The sequence below is a fragment of the Herbiconiux sp. SALV-R1 genome (genome assembly GCF_013113715.1).
GTDB lineage: Bacteria > Actinomycetota > Actinomycetes > Actinomycetales > Microbacteriaceae > Herbiconiux.
Genome location: NZ_CP053344.1, coordinates 222,334 through 239,648, shown reverse-complemented (window position 1 = coordinate 239,648; position 17,315 = coordinate 222,334). Strand labels below are relative to the sequence as shown.

The 17,315-nt window shown below is 62.2% G+C and carries 20 protein-coding genes and 3 rRNA genes; all 23 read right to left on the bottom strand.

The window, feature by feature from the left end; all coding sequences use genetic code 11:
- Position 1 precedes the first annotated feature (1 nt).
- The 23 genes from rplF to HL652_RS01130 all read right to left on the bottom strand — a co-directional run bounded on the left by rplF (position 2) and on the right by HL652_RS01130 (position 17,281).
- The gene (rplF, locus tag HL652_RS01240) at positions 2–538 is read right to left on the bottom strand and encodes a 50S ribosomal protein L6 (RefSeq protein WP_171703626.1); all 537 of its coding nucleotides are present in this window, start codon (positions 536–538) and stop codon (positions 2–4) included.
- 6 nt (positions 539–544) lie between these two features.
- A complete protein-coding gene (gene rpsH / locus HL652_RS01235; protein WP_171703624.1) occupies positions 545–943 on the bottom strand; it encodes a 30S ribosomal protein S8 in 399 nt (132 codons plus the stop codon).
- Positions 944–1,019: 76 nt separating this feature from the next.
- Positions 1,020–1,613: a 50S ribosomal protein L5 gene (gene rplE, locus HL652_RS01230; RefSeq protein WP_171703622.1), complete on the bottom strand. Its 594-nt coding sequence runs from the start codon at positions 1,611–1,613 to the stop codon at positions 1,020–1,022.
- Positions 1,613–1,972 carry a 50S ribosomal protein L24 gene (gene rplX, locus HL652_RS01225; protein ID WP_171703620.1) on the bottom strand — a complete coding sequence of 120 codons (360 nt, stop codon included), beginning with the start codon at positions 1,970–1,972 and terminating at the stop codon, positions 1,613–1,615. Before rplX ends, rplE begins: the two co-directional genes overlap by 1 nt.
- Positions 1,973–1,974: 2 nt before the next feature.
- The gene (gene rplN, locus HL652_RS01220) at positions 1,975–2,343 is read right to left on the bottom strand and encodes a 50S ribosomal protein L14 (RefSeq protein WP_022897968.1); all 369 of its coding nucleotides are present in this window, start codon (positions 2,341–2,343) and stop codon (positions 1,975–1,977) included.
- Position 2,344: 1 nt separating this feature from the next.
- Positions 2,345–2,668: a 30S ribosomal protein S17 gene (gene rpsQ / locus HL652_RS01215; RefSeq protein WP_171703618.1), complete on the bottom strand. Its 324-nt coding sequence runs from the start codon at positions 2,666–2,668 to the stop codon at positions 2,345–2,347.
- Positions 2,668–2,985, bottom strand: coding sequence for a 50S ribosomal protein L29 (gene rpmC / locus HL652_RS01210; protein WP_171703616.1), 318 nt, complete (start codon positions 2,983–2,985; stop codon positions 2,668–2,670). The genes rpsQ and rpmC overlap by 1 nt, the downstream gene beginning before the upstream one ends.
- Positions 2,985–3,404, bottom strand: a complete 420-nt coding sequence (gene rplP / locus HL652_RS01205) for a 50S ribosomal protein L16 (RefSeq protein ID WP_171703615.1) — start codon at positions 3,402–3,404, stop codon at positions 2,985–2,987. The genes rpmC and rplP overlap by 1 nt, the downstream gene beginning before the upstream one ends.
- Positions 3,405–3,406: 2 nt before the next feature.
- Positions 3,407–4,171, bottom strand: a complete 765-nt coding sequence (rpsC, locus tag HL652_RS01200) for a 30S ribosomal protein S3 (protein ID WP_171703613.1) — start codon at positions 4,169–4,171, stop codon at positions 3,407–3,409.
- On the bottom strand, positions 4,171–4,563 hold the full coding sequence (gene rplV, locus HL652_RS01195) for a 50S ribosomal protein L22 (RefSeq protein ID WP_171703611.1): 393 nt from the start codon (positions 4,561–4,563) through the stop codon (positions 4,171–4,173). The genes rpsC and rplV overlap by 1 nt, the downstream gene beginning before the upstream one ends.
- Positions 4,564–4,590: 27 nt before the next feature.
- Positions 4,591–4,872, bottom strand: coding sequence for a 30S ribosomal protein S19 (rpsS, locus tag HL652_RS01190; protein WP_022897962.1), 282 nt, complete (start codon positions 4,870–4,872; stop codon positions 4,591–4,593).
- An 11-nt stretch (positions 4,873–4,883) separates the two neighbouring features.
- The gene (gene rplB, locus HL652_RS01185; RefSeq protein WP_171703609.1) at positions 4,884–5,723 is read right to left on the bottom strand and encodes a 50S ribosomal protein L2; all 840 of its coding nucleotides are present in this window, start codon (positions 5,721–5,723) and stop codon (positions 4,884–4,886) included.
- A 25-nt stretch (positions 5,724–5,748) separates the two neighbouring features.
- A complete protein-coding gene (gene rplW, locus HL652_RS01180; RefSeq protein ID WP_171703607.1) occupies positions 5,749–6,054 on the bottom strand; it encodes a 50S ribosomal protein L23 in 306 nt (101 codons plus the stop codon).
- Positions 6,051–6,710 (bottom strand): 50S ribosomal protein L4, encoded by a 660-nt coding sequence (rplD, locus tag HL652_RS01175; protein ID WP_171703606.1) that lies wholly within the window; start codon positions 6,708–6,710, stop codon positions 6,051–6,053. Before rplD ends, rplW begins: the two co-directional genes overlap by 4 nt.
- Before the next feature lie 3 nt (positions 6,711–6,713).
- Positions 6,714–7,370 carry a 50S ribosomal protein L3 gene (gene rplC / locus HL652_RS01170; protein WP_171703604.1) on the bottom strand — a complete coding sequence of 219 codons (657 nt, stop codon included), beginning with the start codon at positions 7,368–7,370 and terminating at the stop codon, positions 6,714–6,716.
- 24 nt (positions 7,371–7,394) lie between these two features.
- Complete coding sequence (gene rpsJ, locus HL652_RS01165) at positions 7,395–7,703, bottom strand: 30S ribosomal protein S10 (RefSeq protein WP_022895514.1); 309 nt, start codon at positions 7,701–7,703, stop codon at positions 7,395–7,397.
- A 275-nt stretch (positions 7,704–7,978) separates the two neighbouring features.
- Complete coding sequence (locus HL652_RS01160; RefSeq protein ID WP_171703602.1) at positions 7,979–8,749, bottom strand: fructosamine kinase family protein; 771 nt, start codon at positions 8,747–8,749, stop codon at positions 7,979–7,981.
- A 192-nt stretch (positions 8,750–8,941) separates the two neighbouring features.
- A complete protein-coding gene (locus tag HL652_RS01155; RefSeq protein WP_171703601.1) occupies positions 8,942–9,901 on the bottom strand; it encodes a DNA topoisomerase IB in 960 nt (319 codons plus the stop codon).
- A gap of 62 nt (positions 9,902–9,963) precedes the next feature.
- A 5S ribosomal RNA gene (rrf, locus tag HL652_RS01150) occupies positions 9,964–10,080 on the bottom strand.
- 138 nt (positions 10,081–10,218) lie between these two features.
- Positions 10,219–13,336 (bottom strand): 23S ribosomal RNA (locus HL652_RS01145).
- A 435-nt stretch (positions 13,337–13,771) separates the two neighbouring features.
- A 16S ribosomal RNA gene (locus HL652_RS01140) occupies positions 13,772–15,296 on the bottom strand.
- Together the 16S, 23S and 5S rRNA genes form the textbook arrangement of a ribosomal RNA operon.
- Before the next feature lie 430 nt (positions 15,297–15,726).
- A complete protein-coding gene (gene tyrS / locus HL652_RS01135) occupies positions 15,727–17,037 on the bottom strand; it encodes a tyrosine--tRNA ligase (RefSeq protein WP_171703599.1) in 1,311 nt (436 codons plus the stop codon).
- A gap of 31 nt (positions 17,038–17,068) precedes the next feature.
- Positions 17,069–17,281, bottom strand: a complete 213-nt coding sequence (locus tag HL652_RS01130) for an Rv0909 family putative TA system antitoxin (protein ID WP_171703598.1) — start codon at positions 17,279–17,281, stop codon at positions 17,069–17,071.
- Positions 17,282–17,315: the final 34 nt, after the last annotated feature.

The following is a 17,315-nucleotide window of genomic DNA, read 5'->3' as shown; positions in this document are numbered from 1 at the left end:
CTTACTTACCACTCTTTCCGGCCTTGCGGCGAACGACCTCGCCGGCGTACCGCACACCCTTGCCCTTGTAGGGCTCGGGCTTGCGCAGCTTGCGAATGTTGGCGGCCACCTCACCGACAGCCTGCTTGTCGATGCCGTTGACCGTGAGCTTGTTGTTGCCCTCGACGGTGAACGTGATGCCCGCAGGCGGTTCCACCGAGACGGGGTGCGAGAACCCGAGCGCGAACTCCACTCCGCTGCCCTTGGCGGCGACGCGGTAACCCGTGCCGACGACCTCGAGGCTCTTGGAGTAGCCGTCGGTCACGCCGACGATCTGGTTCGCGATGAGGGTGCGGGTGAGGCCGTGCAGCGAGCGCGAGGCGCGCTCGTCGTCCGGGCGGGTGACGAGAACCTGGTTCTCCTCGACCGAAGCCGAGATGGGGTTCGCGATGGTGAGCGAGAGCTCGCCCTTCGGTCCCTTGACTGCGACGTCCTGGCCGGTGATCGTGACGGTGACGCCGGCGGGGATGTCGATGGGAAGACGTCCGATACGTGACATTGTCAGTTACCACACATAGGCGAGGACTTCTCCGCCTACGCCCTTCTTGCTCGCCTGACGGTCTGTCAGAAGACCTGAGGAGGTGGACAGGATGGCGACGCCGAGGCCACCGAGGACGGTGGGGATCTCGGTCGACTTCGCGTACACGCGGAGGCCGGGCTTCGACACGCGCTTGATGCCCGCGATCGAACGCTCGCGGTTCGGGCCGAACTTGAGGCTCAGCGTGAGGGTCTGGCCGACCTTCGCGTCGGTGACCTCCCAGCCGGAGATGTAGCCCTCGGACTTGAGGATTTCGGCGATGTGCGACTTGAGCTTCGAGTGCGGCATCGACACGGTGTCGTGGTGAGCCGAGTTGGCGTTGCGCAGTCTGGTCAGCATGTCTGCGACCGGATCTGTCATGGTCATGATGTGTTGCCTTTCGCGCCTGGTTTCGACATCTTTTACAAAGGTGCCGACCTGTGGTCGTCGTGGGTGGGTGGTGCTAGTTGGTGGTGCTGTCGTTCGACTTGAAGGGGAACCCGAGCGCCTTGAGCAGCGCGCGACCCTCGTCGTCGTTCTTCGCGGTGGTGACGACGGTGATGTCGAAACCACGCACGCGGTCGATCTTGTCCTGGTCGATCTCGTGGAACATCGACTGCTCGGTCAGACCGAAGGTGTAGTTGCCGCGGCCGTCGAACTGGCGGTCGGAGAGACCACGGAAGTCGCGGATGCGGGGAAGCGCCAGCGAGAGCAGACGGTCGAGGAACTCCCAGGCGCGGTCACCGCGGAGAGTGACGTGGGCACCGATGGGCTGACCCTCGCGCAGCTTGAACTGGGCGATCGACTTGCGGGCCTTCGTGACCTGCGGCTTCTGGCCGGTGATCGCGGTGAGGTCCTTGACCGCACCGTCGATGACCTTGCCGTCGCGGGCGGCCTCGCCGACACCGGTGTTCACCACGATCTTCACGAGGCCGGGCACCTGGTGCACGTTCGTGAAGGAGAACTCCTTGGTGAGCGAGTCGACGATCTCGTTCTTGTACTTCTGCTTCAGGCGCGGCTGGATTTTGCCAGCGGGCGCGGCAGTCTCGGTGCTCATCAGAGGTCTTTTCCTGACTTCTTCGCGTAACGAACGCGGACCGTCTTGGTGACGCCGTCCTTCGTGACTTCTTCGTTGCGGTGGCCGACACGGGTCGGCTTCTTGGTCTCGGGGTCGACCAGGGCGACGTTCGACACGTGGATCGGCGCCTCCATGGTCTCGATGCCGCCGGTCTTGGTGCCGCGCTGGGTCTGGCCCACGCGAACGTGCTTGGTGACGAAGTTCACGCCTTCGACGACCACGCGGTTCTTCTCGACGAGCACCTCGATGACGCGACCCTGCTTGCCGCGGTCTCCGCCGCGGGCCTGGCTCGGGCCCGAGATGACCTGAACCAGGTCGCCCTTCTTGATCTTTGCCATGACTAGATAACCTCCGGTGCCAGCGAGATGATCTTCATGAACTTCTTGTCACGGAGCTCACGACCGACCGGGCCGAAGATACGGGTACCACGGGGGTCGCCGTCGTTCTTCAGGATCACTGCGGCGTTCTCGTCGAACTTGATGTACGAACCGTCGGGACGACGGGTCTGCTTGACGGTGCGGACGATGACGGCCTTGACCACGTCGCCCTTCTTGACGTTTCCGCCGGGGATGGCGTCCTTCACGGTCGCGACGATGACATCGCCGAGACCCGCGTAGCGACGGCCGGATCCACCGAGCACACGAATCGTCAGGAGCTCCTTGGCGCCGGTGTTGTCGGCGACCTTCACTCGTGATTCTTGCTGCAGCATCTTACTTCGCCTTCTCCAGGATCTCGACCAGGCGCCAGCGCTTGGTGGCGCTCAGCGGGCGGGTCTCGTTGATGACCACGAGGTCGCCGATGCCGGCGCTGTTGGTCTCGTCGTGCGCCTTCACCTTGGAGGTGCGGCGGATGACCTTGCCGTACAGCGGGTGCTTCACGCGGTCCTCGACCTCGACGACGATGGTCTTGTCCATCTTGTCGCTCACCACGTAGCCGCGGCGGGCCTTGCGGTAACCGCGGGCGCTCTCGTCTTTGACGTCGTGGGCAGCCGACTCGTGTCCGGCTTCCGCGACCTTCTCTTCGGTCTTAGCCATTACTTGCTGGCCTCCTCGGTCTCGGCGGGAGCCTCGGGCTCAGCTGCCTTCTTGGACTTCTTGGTCGCCTTGGCCGGGGCCTCGACGGGGGCGGGGGTGGCACGGATGCCGAGCTCCCGCTCGCGGATGACCGTGTAGATGCGAGCGATGTCGCGCTTCACGGCACGGAGACGGCCGTGGCTCTCGAGCTGGCCGGTCGCCGACTGGAAGCGCAGGTTGAACAGCTCTTCCTTGGCCTTGCGAAGCTCCTCGATGAGACGGGAGTCTTCAAAGGTGTCGAGCTCCGCCGGGGCGAGCTCCTTGGATCCGATCGCCATTACGCGTCGCCCTCCTCGCGCTTGATGATGCGTGCCTTGAGCGGCAGCTTGTGGATTGCACGGGTGAGTGCCTCGCGGGCGATGGTCTCGTTGACCCCGCTCAGCTCGAACAGCACGCGGCCCGGCTTGACGTTGGCGACCCACCACTCGGGCGAACCCTTACCGGAACCCATGCGGGTCTCGGCCGGCTTCTTCGTGAGCGGACGGTCGGGGTAGATGTTGATCCACACCTTTCCACCACGCTTGATGTGACGGGTCATCGCGATACGAGCGGACTCGATCTGACGGTTGGTCACGTAAGCGGGGGTGAGGGCCTGGATGCCGAACTCACCGAAGTTCACCTTGGTGCCACCGGTGGCCTGGCCACTGCGACCCGGGTGGTGCTGCTTGCGGTGCTTGACTCGACGGGGGATAAGCATGATTACGCCTCAACTCCTGCTGCGACCGGTGCGTCCGCCTTGGGGGCGGAGTTGCGGCGCGGACGGTCACGGTCGCCGCGCTCGGGGCGCGAGGACTTCTGGTTGGCCTGCTCGCGAGCGAGCTCCTTGTTGGTGATGTCGCCCTTGTAGATCCAGACCTTCACACCGATGCGGCCGAACGTCGTCTTGGCCTCGTAGAAGCCGTAGTCGATGTTGGCGCGGAGGGTGTGCAGCGGAACGCGGCCCTCACGGTAGAACTCCGAGCGGCTCATCTCGGCGCCGCCGAGACGGCCCGACACCTGGATGCGGACACCCTTGGCGCCGGCGCGCTGAGCGCCCTGCAGGCCCTTGCGCATCGCGCGGCGGAAGGCCACGCGGGCGGTGAGCTGCTCGGCGATGCCCTGAGCGACGAGCTGAGCTTCGGCCTCGGGGTTCTTCACCTCGAGGATGTTCAGCTGGATCTGCTTGCCGGTGAGCTTCTCGAGGTCGGCGCGGATGCGCTCGGCCTCGGCGCCACGACGGCCGATGACGATACCCGGGCGGGCGGTGTGGATGTCCACACGCACGCGGTCACGGGTGCGCTCGATCTCGATCTTCGCCACGCCGGCGCGGTCGAGCGAGGTCTTCAGCAGGTTGCGGATCTTCACGTCCTCAGCCACGTAGTCGGCGTAACGCTGACCCTTCTTCGTGCTGTCGGAGAACCAGCGCGACACGTGGTCGGTGGTGATACCGAGACGGAAGCCGTACGGATTGACTTTCTGGCCCATTACTTGCTCGCCTTCTTGCTCGCGGCTGCGACATCGGCTTCGTCAGGCGTGGCCAGGACGATCGTGATGTGGCTGGTGCGCTTGTTGATGCGGAACGCGCGTCCCTGAGCACGGGGCTGGAAGCGCTTGAGCGTGGTGCCCTCGTCGACGAAAGCCTTCGCGACGAAGAGGTCCTGCTCGTCCAGGTAGCTGTTCGTGGCATCCGCCTTGACCCGGGCGTTCGCGATCGCCGAGGCGACCAGCTTGTACACGGGCTCCGAAGCGCCCTGGGGGGCGAACTTCAGGATGGCCAGCGCCTCGACGGCCTGACGGCCGCGGATCAGGTTGACGACACGACGGGCCTTCTGGGGGGTGACGCGGATGTGACGCACGCGTGCGATCGACTCCACCATTCTTCTTCCTCCTTCACGTCGCCGCGCTTAGCGGCGACGGCCCTTCTTGTCGTCCTTCACGTGTCCACGGAAGGTGCGGGTCGGGGCGAACTCGCCCAGCTTGTGACCCACCATGGTCTCGGTGATGAACACCGGGATGTGCTTGCGGCCGTCGTGCACCGCGATCGTGTGGCCCAGGAAGGCCGGGATGATCATGGAACGACGCGACCAGGTCTTGATGACGTTCTTCGAACCGGCCTCGTTCTGCGTGACGACCTTGCGGTACAGGTGGTCGTCGACGAAGGGGCCCTTTTTGAGACTGCGTGGCATTTTCTAGACTCCTACTTACGCTTCTTGCCGACGGTCCGACGACGCACGATGAGCTTGTCGCTTTCCTTGTTGGGGTGACGGGTGCGGCCCTCGGCCTGACCCCACGGGCTGACCGGGTGACGACCACCGGAGGTCTTGCCCTCACCACCACCGTGCGGGTGGTCGACCGGGTTCATGGCCACACCACGCACGGTCGGACGGATGCCCTTCCAGCGGTTGCGGCCGGCCTTGCCCCAGTTGATGTTCGACTGCTCGGCGTTGCCGACCTCGCCGATCGTGGCGCGGCAGCGGGCGTCGACGTTGCGGATCTCGCCCGAGGGCAGACGCAGCTGCGCGTAGGGGCCGTCCTTGGCGACGAGACGCACCGAGGTGCCTGCGGAGCGGGCCATCTTGGCGCCGCCGCCCGGCTTCAGCTCGATCGCGTGGATCACGGTACCGGTCGGGATGTTGCGCAACGGCAGGTTGTTGCCGGGCTTGATGTCGGCGCCCGCGCCCGACTCGACGATGTCGCCCTGGGCGAGCTTGTTCGGAGCCAGGATGTAGCGCTTGGTGCCGTCCACGAAGTGGAGCAGCGCGATGCGCGCGGTGCGGTTGGGGTCGTACTCGATGTGCGCGACCTTGGCGTTCACGCCGTCCTTGTCGTTACGACGGAAGTCGATGACGCGGTACTGGCGCTTGTGGCCACCACCGATGTGACGGGTGGTGATGCGGCCCTGGTTGTTGCGGCCTCCGGTCTTGGAGAGCGGGCGCAGCAGCGACTTCTCGGGGGTCGAGCGGGTGATCTCGGCGAAGTCCGAGACGGACGAACCGCGACGACCGGGGGTCGTCGGCTTGTACTTGCGAATAGCCATGTGTCTTTTCCTCTAGCTTCCGTGCCTAGCCGACGGCCGTGAAGATGTCGATGGAGCCCGACTTGAGCGTGACGATCGCGCGCTTGGTGTCTTTGCGCTTGCCCTGGCCGAAGCGGGTGCGACGGGTCTTGCCCTGACGGTTCAGGGTGTTGATCGAAGCGACCTCCACCTTGAAGATCTTCTCGATGGCGAGCTTGATCTCGGTCTTGTTCGAGCGGGGGTCGACCACGAAGGTGTACTTGCCCTGGTCGATCAGGCCGTAGCTCTTTTCGGAGACGACCGGAGCGAGGATGATGTCGCGCGGGTCTTTGTTGAACGCGGCGTTGCTCATGCGGAAACCTCTTCCTTCTTGGCCTTCGCGGCGACGAGCGCGTCGAACGATGCCTTGGTGAAGACGATGTCGTCGGAGACGAGGACGTCGTAGGCGTTCAGCTGGTCTGCGGGCAGCACGTGAACGGTCGGGATGTTGCGGACGCTCTTCGAGCTCACGAGGTCGTCGCGCTCGATGACGACGAGCACGTGCTTCGACGACGCGACGGTGGCGAGGAACTCGCTGGTCGCCTTGGTCGAGGGGGTGTCGCTGAGGGCGAGCGAGTCGACCACGTGGAGGCGGCCGCCGCGGGCACGGTCTGAGAGGGCGCCGAGGAGAGCCGCGGCGATCATCTTCTTGGGGGTGCGCTGCGCGTAGCTGCGGGGCACCGGTCCGTGGACGATGCCACCACCGGTCATCTGGGGGGCGCGGATCGAGCCCTGACGAGCGCGACCGGTTCCCTTCTGCTTGAACGGCTTGCGGCCGGCACCGGAGACCTCACCACGACGCTTGGTCTTGTGGGTTCCCTGACGCGCCGCGGCGAGCTGCGCCACGACGACCTGGTGGATGAGCGGGATGTTGGTCTGCACGTCGAAGATCTCGGCGGGCAGCTCGACAGAACCGGACTTCTTGCCGGCGACGTCGAGGACATCGAGCGTGTTAGTAGCGGTAGCCATCGACTACGCCCCCTTCACTGCGTTGCGAACGAAAACGAGGCGGCCCTTGGCACCGGGAACGGCGCCCTTAACGAGCAGCAGGCCCTTCTCGGCGTCGACCGAGTGGATGACCAGGTTGAGCACGGTGACGCGCTCGCCACCCATGCGGCCGGCCATGCGCATGCCCTTGAAGACGCGGCTGGGCGTCGAGGAGGCACCGATGGAACCGGGCTTGCGGTGGTTGCGGTGAGCACCGTGCGACGCGGAGACACCCTTGAAGTTGTGGCGCTTCATCACACCGGCGAAGCCCTTGCCCTTGGACGTTCCGACGACGTCGACCTTCTGGCCGGCCTCGAACACGCCTTCGGCGGTGAGCTCCTGGCCGACGGTGTAGTCGGCGGCGTCCGCGGTGCGGATCTCGGTGATGTGACGGCGCGGGGTCACGCCGGCGGCGTCGAAGTGACCGGTCGCGGGCTTGTTGACCTTACGGGGGTCGATCTGGCCGGCGGCGATCTGAACAGCGGAGTAGCCGTCCTTCTCCGGGGTGCGGATCTGGGTGACGACGTTCGGGGAGACCTCGACGACGGTGACGGGGATGAGACGGTTGTTCTCGTCCCACACCTGGGTCATGCCGAGCTTCTTGCCGAGCAGGCCCTTGGAAGTCTTAGCGGTGGTAGCCATTGCTTAGTCCTGGTCCTTCCGCGCTCAGAGCTTGATCTCGATGTTGACGTCGGCCGGGAGGTCGAGACGCATCAGGGAGTCGACGGCCTTGGGCGTCGGGTCGATGATGTCGATGAGGCGCTTGTGGGTGCGCATCTCGAAGTGCTCGCGGCTGTCCTTGTACTTGTGGGGCGAACGGATGACGGCCACCACGTTCTTCTCCGTCGGAAGCGGCACGGGGCCGACGACGGTTGCTCCTGCGCGCGTGACCGTGTCGACGATCTTGCGTGCCGAGGTGTCGATGACCTCGTGGTCATACGACTTAAGTCGGATGCGGATCTTCTGTCCCGCCATGTGTGACTCTCTCTCATTCATGCGTCGTACAGCCTCGACTGCATTGGACGCCCGCTGTTCTGCTATCAAGCACCGCGCACAGAGTTCTCCCGAAGAAGAAGGTGATTGCGATTAAGCTCTGTTCTGCTGCCTGCGGCCTAACCATCCAGGAGCAGGGCTCCGTGGGCTATGCACTGCCAAGACAGTGATCCGGGCGCGCACAGAGCGGCCCAAAATGTTGAACTAGAAGAGTTTGCCACATTCCCGAGGTACATGCAACCCGGGCGTGTCGCGCGTCAGTACGCGGATCCTGCACCGAGACGGAGCACAGCGGATGCTGCCCGCTCGAGCTCCTCGCCGTACGACGCCCCGTGGCCCACGGCGTGCACCGCGAGCGGGAACAGCTGGTGCAGCGGCACCCGCTCGTGCCACCCCGGGGCGAGCGGCCACGCCTTGTCGTACCCCGCGAGGATCTCCTCGAGGAACGGCGCACCGAACAGCACGAGCATCGCCAGATCGGTCTCCCGGTGCCCTCCATGGGCGGCCGGGTCGATGAGCACCACCCCGGTCTGCGTCCACATCACGTTCCCCGACCAAAGGTCGCCGTGCACCCGTGCGGGCGGCGCGGCGTCGTCGAAGATGCCGGAGCGGATGAGGTCGCACGCCCGCTGGACGGTGCGGAAGCCGTCGGCGCCGAGATTCCCGCGGGCGACCGCCTGCTCGGCATAGGGCAGCACCCGCTCGAGCGGGTAGAAGTCGCTCCACGAGTCGTGTTCCCTGATCGACAGCTCGCGCCGACCGATGAAGGCGACACCCGGGCCCCCGGGCGGCGCGGCGCCGAACGCGGGTGCGCCGGCACGGTGGGTGGTCGCGAGCAGCTCTCCGAAGCGCCGCGCCTGCTCGCGCGCCGGCCGGGCGGTGCGCAGCTCCTCCAGCACGATCTCGGTGTCACCGACGCTCTCCACCCGCACGCAATGAGCGCCGCCGGCCGCGGCCAGCCAGGCGAGCCCGGCCGCCTCGGCCTCGAAGAAGCCCTCGGGAGCTGCGGGGTACGACTTGGTGAACACGACTCCACGCTATGCCCACGACGTTTCGGCAGCGTGTCAGGAAGGGAACGTTCTTACGGGAGAACCCGGAGCCCAGTCGTCAAAATCCGCTGGTCGCTCACGGCCTAGCTCTGTTCGCAGCGTCTGGCGGCGAGCCTCCCGTAAGAACGATTGGCCCCTATTCTGCTCTTTTCGGCCCGGAACGCAAGAGGGTCATTCGAAGAGCATCGCGCGCAGCTCGGTCTCGGGGCGCGCCGGGTCGATGGTCTCCCCCGCGGCGTAGTGGTCGATCACGCGAGGGTCGACGTAGCTCGCCTTGGCGATCGCCGGGGTGTTGCCGAGCACCGCGGCCGCATCCCTGATCGCCTGCGCGACAGCCCGGCTGCGCGCGGCCTTGGTCTCCGTCGGGCCCGTGTGGGCCAGGCTCACCGCAGCGGCGACAGTGCCGTGCAGGGTGCGGAAGTCCTTCGCGGTGAACTCACCACCGGTGCGTTCCTTGACGTACTCGTTGATCTCCTCAGCGGCCACGGGCCGCCACCGCGCGCCGTCCTTCCAGGCGAGCAGGCGCGACTGTCCCCCGCGTCGCTTGAGGCTCCGCACCAGCGACGTGAGGTCGGCGTCGACGATCTCCGAGTCCCACTCCTGCCCGCTCTTCGCCGGAAAGGAGAGATGAACCCGGTCGCCGCTCGTGGTGGCGTGAGAGCACAGCAGAGTGGTGAGGCCGTGGCTGCCGTGGGCCTGGGCGTACCGCTCACTGCCGACCCGCAGCGAGCCGGTGTCGAGCATCCGGAACCCCGCCGCGAGCACCCTCTCACGGACATAGCCGTCTTTGCGGAGATCGATCGTGACCTGCCGGCGGGCCGCCGGCAACGACTCCGCGAGCGACAGCGCTCGGTCGTACTTGATGCGGTCTTTCTGCTCGCGCCATGTGGGGTGGTAGATGTACTGTCGACGCCCGGCGCCGTCGATGCCGGTCGCCTGGATGTGCCCGTTCGCATACGGCGCGATCCACACATCCGTCCACGCCGGCGGAATCGCGAGATGCTCGATGCGAGCGCGCAGCTCAGGGTCGGTGATCGTGGCGCCGTCCGCATCGCGATACATGAACCCACGACCCGACTTCAGACGACGGATGCCGATGCCGGCGGCATCGGAACGGCGGAGGCGGGGCATTCCTCCAGCAAACTCCTTAAACGACAAGAGGCCAGCCCGAAGGCTGGCCTCTTTCGAAAGAAGTCCGGCGGTGTCCTACTCTCCCACAAGGTCCCCCTTGCAGTACCATCGGCGCTGAGAGTCTTAGCTTCCGGGTTCGGAATGTGACCGGGCGTTTCCCTCTCGCTATGGCCGCCGAAACACTATTGATGTATAGGTTTCAACAGTCCAACACGGTGTGTGTTGGTGTTGGGTTCTCGACCGTACATCGGGAACCACAAAGTAGACGCGAGCATCAGGCCCCACATGCCAGCCTTACAACATGCATGTGAGTAGTGATTATCAAGTTATCGGCTTATTAGTACAGGTCAGCTCCACGAGTCTTTCGTCCTCGCTTCCACATCCTGCCTATCAACCCAGTAGTCTAGCTGGGAGCCTCTCACCCGTAAGGGTATGGAAATCTCATCTCAAGGCCGGCTTCCCGCTTAGATGCTTTCAGCGGTTATCCATCCCGAACGTAGCTAATCAGCGGTGCTCCTGGCGGAACAACTGACACACCAGAGGTTCGTCCAACCCGGTCCTCTCGTACTAGGGTCAGATCCTTTCAAATTTCCTACGCGCGCAGCGGATAGGGACCGAACTGTCTCACGACGTTCTAAACCCAGCTCGCGTACCGCTTTAATGGGCGAACAGCCCAACCCTTGGGACCTACTCCAGCCCCAGGATGCGACGAGCCGACATCGAGGTGCCAAACCATGCCGTCGATATGGACTCTTGGGCAAGATCAGCCTGTTATCCCCGAGGTACCTTTTATCCGTTGAGCGACAGCGCTTCCACAAGCCACTGCCGGATCACTAGTCCCGACTTTCGTCCCTGCTCGACTTGTCAGTCTCACAGTCAAGCTCCCTTGTGCACTTACACTCGCCATCTGATTGCCAACCAGATTGAGGGAACCTTTGGGCGCCTCCGTTACTCTTTAGGAGGCAACCGCCCCAGTTAAACTACCCACCAGGCACTGTCCCAGGACCCGATCAGGGTCCGTAGTTAGATATCCAGAGTGACCAGAGTGGTATTTCAACAATGACTCCACCCGAACTAGCGTCCGAGCTTCACCGTCTCCCACCTATCCTACACAAGCCACACCGAACACCAATACCAAGCTGTAGTAAAGGTCACGGGGTCTTTCCGTCCTGCTGCGCGTAACGAGCATCTTTACTCGTAGTGCAATTTCGCCGAGTTCGCGGTTGAGACAGCTGGGAAGTCGTTACGCCATTCGTGCAGGTCGGAACTTACCCGACAAGGAATTTCGCTACCTTAGGATGGTTATAGTTACCACCGCCGTTTACTGGGGCTTAAATTCTCAGCTTCGCCTTGCGGCTAACCGTTCCTCTTAACCTTCCAGCACCGGGCAGGCGTCAGTCCGTATACATCGTCTTGCGACTTGGCACGGACCTGTGTTTTTAGTAAACAGTCGCTTCCCACTGGTCTCTGCGGCCTTCAACGCTCCCGGAGCAAGTCCGTTCACGCGTCCGGCCCCCCTTCTCCCGAAGTTACGGGGGCATTTTGCCGAGTTCCTTAACCACGATTCTCTCGATCTCCTTGGTATTCTCTACCTGACCACCTGAGTCGGTTTGGGGTACGGGTGACTGAAACCTCGCGTCGATGCTTTTCTTGGCAGCATAGGATCACTGATTTCGTCCGTGAGGACTACCCATCGAGTCTCAGCCTGTATGAGAGACGGATTTGCCTATCTCTCGGCCTACATTCTTAGACCGGGACAACCATCGCCCGGCTCAGCTACCTTCCTGCGTCACACCTGTTAATACGCTAACCGCACCAGACGGGTTCGAGCGTTAGACCGGACCGCTTCACCCCGAAGGGATCCATCTGTCCGGGTTAGGACTCTTAGCACTACTGGATTGGCTTGGGCGGTTTTTCGTCAGTACGGGAATATCAACCCGTTGTCCATCGACTACGCCTGTCGGCCTCGCCTTAGGTCCCGACTTACCCAGGGCGGATTAACCTGGCCCTGGAACCCTTGGTCTTTCGGAGGACGGGTTTCTCACCCGTCTTTCGCTACTCATGCCTGCATTCTCACTCGTGTGGCCTCCACGGCTGGTTTCCACCGCCGCTTCACTGCCCACACGACGCTCTCCTACCCATCCACACGACTGGACCACGAAGGCCTGTCACTAGTGCGAATGCCACGAATTCGGTGGCGTGCTTGAGCCCCGTTACATTGTCGGCGCGGAATCACTTGACCAGTGAGCTATTACGCACTCTTTCAAGGGTGGCTGCTTCTAAGCCAACCTCCTGGTTGTCTGTGCAACTCCACATCCTTTCCCACTTAGCACGCGCTTAGGGACCTTATTCGGTGGTCTGGGTTGTTTCCCTCTCGACGATGAAGCTTATCCCCCACCGTCTCACTGCTGCGCTCTCACTTACCGGCATTCGGAGTTTGGCTAACGTCAGTAACCTTTTGGGGCCCATCGGCTATCCAGTAGCTCTACCTCCGGCAAGAAACACGCAACGCTGCACCTAAATGCATTTCGGAGAGAACCAGCTATCACGAAGTTTGATTGGCCTTTCACCCCTATCCACAGCTCATCCCCTCCATTTTCAACTGAAGTGGGTTCGGTCCTCCACGACGTCTTACCGTCGCTTCAACCTGGCCATGGATAGATCACTTCGCTTCGGGTCTAGAACCAGCGACTCATTCGCCCTCTTAAGACTCGCTTTCGCTACGGCTACCCCACACGGGTTAACCTCGCCACTGATCACTAACTCGCAGGCTCATTCTTCAAAAGGCACGCTGTCACACCAACACGGGTGCTCCAACGGTTTGTAAGCAAACGGTTTCAGGTACTATTTCACTCCCCTCCCGGGGTACTTTTCACCTTTCCCTCACGGTACTTGTCCGCTATCGGTCATCTGGGAGTATTTAGGCTTATCAGGTGGTCCTGACAGATTCACACGGGATTTCTCGGGCCCCGTGCTACTTGGGATACTCTTCACGCCATTGCACCATTTCGGCTACGGGGTTGGCACCCTCTATGACCGGCCTTTCAATGCCGTTCGCCTATAATGCGCTGTAACGTTCGCTGTACGGCAGTAACAGCAGAAAAGTCCCACAACCCCGACCATGCAACGCCTGCCGGCTCTCACACATGATCGGTTTAGCCTCTTCCGGTTTCGCTCGCCACTACTCACGGAATCACTGTTGTTTTCTCTTCCTGTGGGTACTGAGATGTTTCACTTCCCCACGTTCCCTCTACCCGCCCTATATATTCAGGCGGGAGTCACCGGGTCACCCAAAGGGCCCGGCGGGGTTTCCCCATTCGGAAATCCTCGGATCGAGGCTCTATTATCAGCTCCCCGAGGCTTATCGCAGATTTATACGTCCTTCTTCGGCTCCAGATGCCAAGGCATCCACCGTTTGCTCTTAGAAACTTGAAATCACATGAGTTGAATCGATCGGCCCACCCCAAAGGGTGAGCAGATTGACCAATGATCTACAAACACCCCGAAAGGTGTTCTGTCGATCTTTGTGATCCAGACACAAAGTGCCTGAATCTAAGATGCTCGCGTCCACTGTGTAGTTCTCAAAGTACGGGCGATACCCTCCGCAGCTCCCCAACCGGGAAACCAACAAAGGGTCCAGAGGTTCAGTCCAAACACTCCGAAGAGCATTCGTTCCGGTCCCTCAGGACCCAACAGCGTGCATATGCAACCACCCCGAATCTCGCCCGTTCCTGACTCCGAAGAGCCGTACTAGAACAATCACCGTTCCTGCTGCATCAATGTCAATGTTCCACCCATGAGCTACCAGCGAGAACATTCGTCTCGATCTGGCCTCTGACCGACTCCGAAGAGACGGTAGATGCTCCTTAGAAAGGAGGTGATCCAGCCGCACCTTCCGGTACGGCTACCTTGTTACGACTTAGTCCTAATCACCGATCCCACCTTCGACGGCTCCCTCCACAAGGGTTAGGCCACCGGCTTCGGGTGTTACCGACTTTCATGACTTGACGGGCGGTGTGTACAAGGCCCGGGAACGTATTCACCGTGACGTTGCTGATTCACGATTACTAGCGACTCCGACTTCATGAGGTCGAGTTGCAGACCTCAATCCGAACTGAGACCGGCTTTTTGGGATTCGCTCCACCTTACGGTATCGCAGCCCTTTGTACCGGCCATTGTAGCATGCGTGAAGCCCAAGACATAAGGGGCATGATGATTTGACGTCATCCCCACCTTCCTCCGAGTTGACCCCGGCAGTCTCCTATGAGTTCCCACCATCACGTGCTGGCAACATAGAACGAGGGTTGCGCTCGTTGCGGGACTTAACCCAACATCTCACGACACGAGCTGACGACAACCATGCACCACCTGTTCACGAGTGTCCAAAGAGTTGACCATTTCTGGCCCGTTCTCGTGTATGTCAAGCCTTGGTAAGGTTCTTCGCGTTGCATCGAATTAATCCGCATGCTCCGCCGCTTGTGCGGGCCCCCGTCAATTCCTTTGAGTTTTAGCCTTGCGGCCGTACTCCCCAGGCGGGGAACTTAATGCGTTAGCTGCGACACGGAGACCGTGGAATGGCCCCCACATCTAGTTCCCAACGTTTACGGCGTGGACTACCAGGGTATCTAATCCTGTTCGCTCCCCACGCTTTCGCTCCTCAGCGTCAGTTACGGCCCAGAGATCTGCCTTCGCCATCGGTGTTCCTCCTGATATCTGCGCATTCCACCGCTACACCAGGAATTCCAATCTCCCCTACCGCACTCTAGTCTGCCCGTACCCACTGCAGGCTGGAGGTTGAGCCTCCAGTTTTCACAGCAGACGCGACAAACCGCCTACGAGCTCTTTACGCCCAATAATTCCGGACAACGCTTGCACCCTACGTATTACCGCGGCTGCTGGCACGTAGTTAGCCGGTGCTTTTTCTGCAGGTACCGTCACTTTCGCTTCTTCCCTACTAAAAGAGGTTTACAACCCGAAGGCCGTCATCCCTCACGCGGCGTTGCTGCATCAGGCTTGCGCCCATTGTGCAATATTCCCCACTGCTGCCTCCCGTAGGAGTCTGGGCCGTGTCTCAGTCCCAGTGTGGCCGGTCACCCTCTCAGGCCGGCTACCCGTCGTCGCCTTGGTGAGCCATTACCTCACCAACAAGCTGATAGGCCGCGAGTCCATCCTTGACCAAAAAATCTTTCCAACTGATGACCATGCGATCTCAGTTCATATCCAGTATTAGACGTCGTTTCCAACGCTTATCCCAGAGTCAAGGGCAGGTTACTCACGTGTTACTCACCCGTTCGCCACTGATCCACAAGAGCAAGCTCCTGCTTCACCGTTCGACTTGCATGTGTTAAGCACGCCGCCAGCGTTCGTCCTGAGCCAGGATCAAACTCTCCGTAAAATGAATACGCACAACACGACCAACCGGAATAGGCTGAAACCATGCTGCAAGTTTGAAACTGACAGAACAAATCATTACTGACTTGCTTTGTTGTTCTAAATGTTTTCCAAAGGAATCCTGTAGTCAACCGAAGTCAACCGACAGGGTATTTGGCATTTGACATTGTGCACGCTGTTGAGTTCTCAAGGATCGGACGCCTCGGAACCAGGCCGTCAGGCCGCCGTTCCGGGCAACTTCTCCACCCTAGCACCAGTTCTCCAGAAGTCAAATCGACCTGACCGGATGATGGTCTTGCGAGGGGGTGTGTCTCCAACTTGAGGCCGGCAAGCTCTTCCGCTTTTTCCGCACCTGTGGGGTGACGAGGGACTACATTACGCGGATGTTTCGCAGGCCCGCAAATCACCGCGCATCCCGGGCGTGTCGGCGGAGCCTACCCCTCGATGGCGACACCGGCCAGCGTCTTCTTTCCGCGCCGCAGCACGGCGAAACCACCCGCCAAGACGGCTCCGGTGAAGTCGGCAGTGTCGTCGGACACCTTCTCGTTGTTGAGGTACACACCGCCCTGGGCGATGGCGCGACGCGCCTCGCTCGACGATGCGACGAGACCCGTCGAGACCAGAGCCTCGATGACGGTCGTTCCCGTCGACACCCTGGTGTTCGGCAGCTCACCGATCGCGGCACCCAGGGTCGCCGCGTCGAGGTCGGCGAGCTCCCCCTGACCGAAGAGAGCAGCAGCAGCCGAGATGGCGGCTTCCGTGGCCGCGACCCCGTGCACGAGCGACGTCACTTCGAACGCCAGCGTGCGCTGCGCCTCCCGACGGAAGGGCGCCTCGGCCACAGCGGTCTCGAGTCGTTCGATCTCGGCGCGGCTGAGGAAGGTGAAGATCTTGAGCCGGGCGATCACGTCGGCGTCGTCGGTGTTGAGCCAGAACTGGTAGAACGCGTAGGGGCTCGTCAGCTCGGCGTCGAGCCAGATGGCGTTGCCCTCGCTCTTGCCGAACTTGGTGCCGTCGGAATTCGTGATGAGCGGAGTGCCGATGGCATGCACGCTCACCTGCTCGGCGCGATGGATGAGATCGGTGCCGCTGGTGAGATTGCCCCACTGGTCGCTCCCCCCGGTCTGCAGCACGCATCCGTAGCTGCGGTACAGCTCGAGGAAGTCCATGCCCTGGAGGATCTGGTAGCTGAACTCGGTGTAGCTGATGCCCGCCTCGGAGTTCAGCCGGGCCGACACCGCATCCTTCTTCAGCATCGTGCCGACGCGGAAGTGCTTGCCTATCTCGCGGAGGAAGTCGATCGCCGAGAGCGGCGCGGTCCAATCGAGGTTGTTCACCATGCGCGCGGCGTTGTCGCCCTCGAAGCTCAAGAACCGCTCGATCTGTGCGCGCAGATTACCCACCCACTCGGCGACCGTCTCCCTGGTGTTGAGAGTGCGCTCAGCGGTCGGGCGCGGGTCTCCGATGAGGCCGGTCGATCCTCCCACCAAGCCGAGCGGCCGGTGGCCGGCGAGCTGGAGCCGGCGCATGACCAGGATCTGCACGAGGTTGCCGAGGTGCAGGCTCGCAGCGGTCGGGTCGAACCCGCAGTAGAACGTGATCGGCGGGCCGGCGAGAACCTCGTGAAGAGCGGTGGCATCGGTCGACACGTGCACGAGACCCCGATAGTTCAGTTCATCCCAGATGTCGGCGAACGACGAATCGTTCTGCTGAGGATGCGGCACCGTGAGCGGGGTATCTGACACGGGACACGAGCCTACCAGCGGCGAACCGCCACTACTCGTTGCCGACGGCGCCGTCGGCCTTGGCCCGCGCCTGATCGATCTTGTCGTCGTGCTTGCCGCCGGTGACCTTCTTCGCGGCGTTGGCGACACCGTCGAGGAGCTTGTCGCTCACCTCTTCGGCCTGCTCGCTCTTCAGGGCCTGCTTGACCTTCTCCTCCTCGAGGAAAGCCTTGGCCTTGCGGGTGATGTCATCGAATCCAGCCATGGCCCCAGCCAACACCTCATCCGCTCCCCCGGCA

Coding starts and splice junctions, on each gene's coding strand:
- rplF (WP_171703626.1), bottom strand. CDS start 538: ATGTCACGTATCGGACGTCTTCCCATCGACATCCCCGCCGGCGTCACC.
- rpsH (WP_171703624.1), bottom strand. CDS start 943: ATGACCATGACAGATCCGGTCGCAGACATGCTGACCAGACTGCGCAAC.
- rplE (WP_171703622.1), bottom strand. CDS start 1,613: ATGAGCACCGAGACTGCCGCGCCCGCTGGCAAAATCCAGCCGCGCCTG.
- rplX (WP_171703620.1), bottom strand. CDS start 1,972: ATGGCAAAGATCAAGAAGGGCGACCTGGTTCAGGTCATCTCGGGCCCG.
- rplN (WP_022897968.1), bottom strand. CDS start 2,343: ATGCTGCAGCAAGAATCACGAGTGAAGGTCGCCGACAACACCGGCGCC.
- rpsQ (WP_171703618.1), bottom strand. CDS start 2,668: ATGGCTAAGACCGAAGAGAAGGTCGCGGAAGCCGGACACGAGTCGGCT.
- rpmC (WP_171703616.1), bottom strand. CDS start 2,985: ATGGCGATCGGATCCAAGGAGCTCGCCCCGGCGGAGCTCGACACCTTT.
- rplP (WP_171703615.1), bottom strand. CDS start 3,404: ATGCTTATCCCCCGTCGAGTCAAGCACCGCAAGCAGCACCACCCGGGT.
- rpsC (WP_171703613.1), bottom strand. CDS start 4,171: ATGGGCCAGAAAGTCAATCCGTACGGCTTCCGTCTCGGTATCACCACC.
- rplV (WP_171703611.1), bottom strand. CDS start 4,563: ATGGTGGAGTCGATCGCACGCGTGCGTCACATCCGCGTCACCCCCCAG.
- rpsS (WP_022897962.1), bottom strand. CDS start 4,872: ATGCCACGCAGTCTCAAAAAGGGCCCCTTCGTCGACGACCACCTGTAC.
- rplB (WP_171703609.1), bottom strand. CDS start 5,723: ATGGCTATTCGCAAGTACAAGCCGACGACCCCCGGTCGTCGCGGTTCG.
- rplW (WP_171703607.1), bottom strand. CDS start 6,054: ATGAGCAACGCCGCGTTCAACAAAGACCCGCGCGACATCATCCTCGCT.
- rplD (WP_171703606.1), bottom strand. CDS start 6,710: ATGGCTACCGCTACTAACACGCTCGATGTCCTCGACGTCGCCGGCAAG.
- rplC (WP_171703604.1), bottom strand. CDS start 7,370: ATGGCTACCACCGCTAAGACTTCCAAGGGCCTGCTCGGCAAGAAGCTC.
- rpsJ (WP_022895514.1), bottom strand. CDS start 7,703: ATGGCGGGACAGAAGATCCGCATCCGACTTAAGTCGTATGACCACGAG.
- HL652_RS01155 (WP_171703601.1), bottom strand. CDS start 9,901: ATGCCCCGCCTCCGCCGTTCCGATGCCGCCGGCATCGGCATCCGTCGT.
- HL652_RS01130 (WP_171703598.1), bottom strand. CDS start 17,281: ATGGCTGGATTCGATGACATCACCCGCAAGGCCAAGGCTTTCCTCGAG.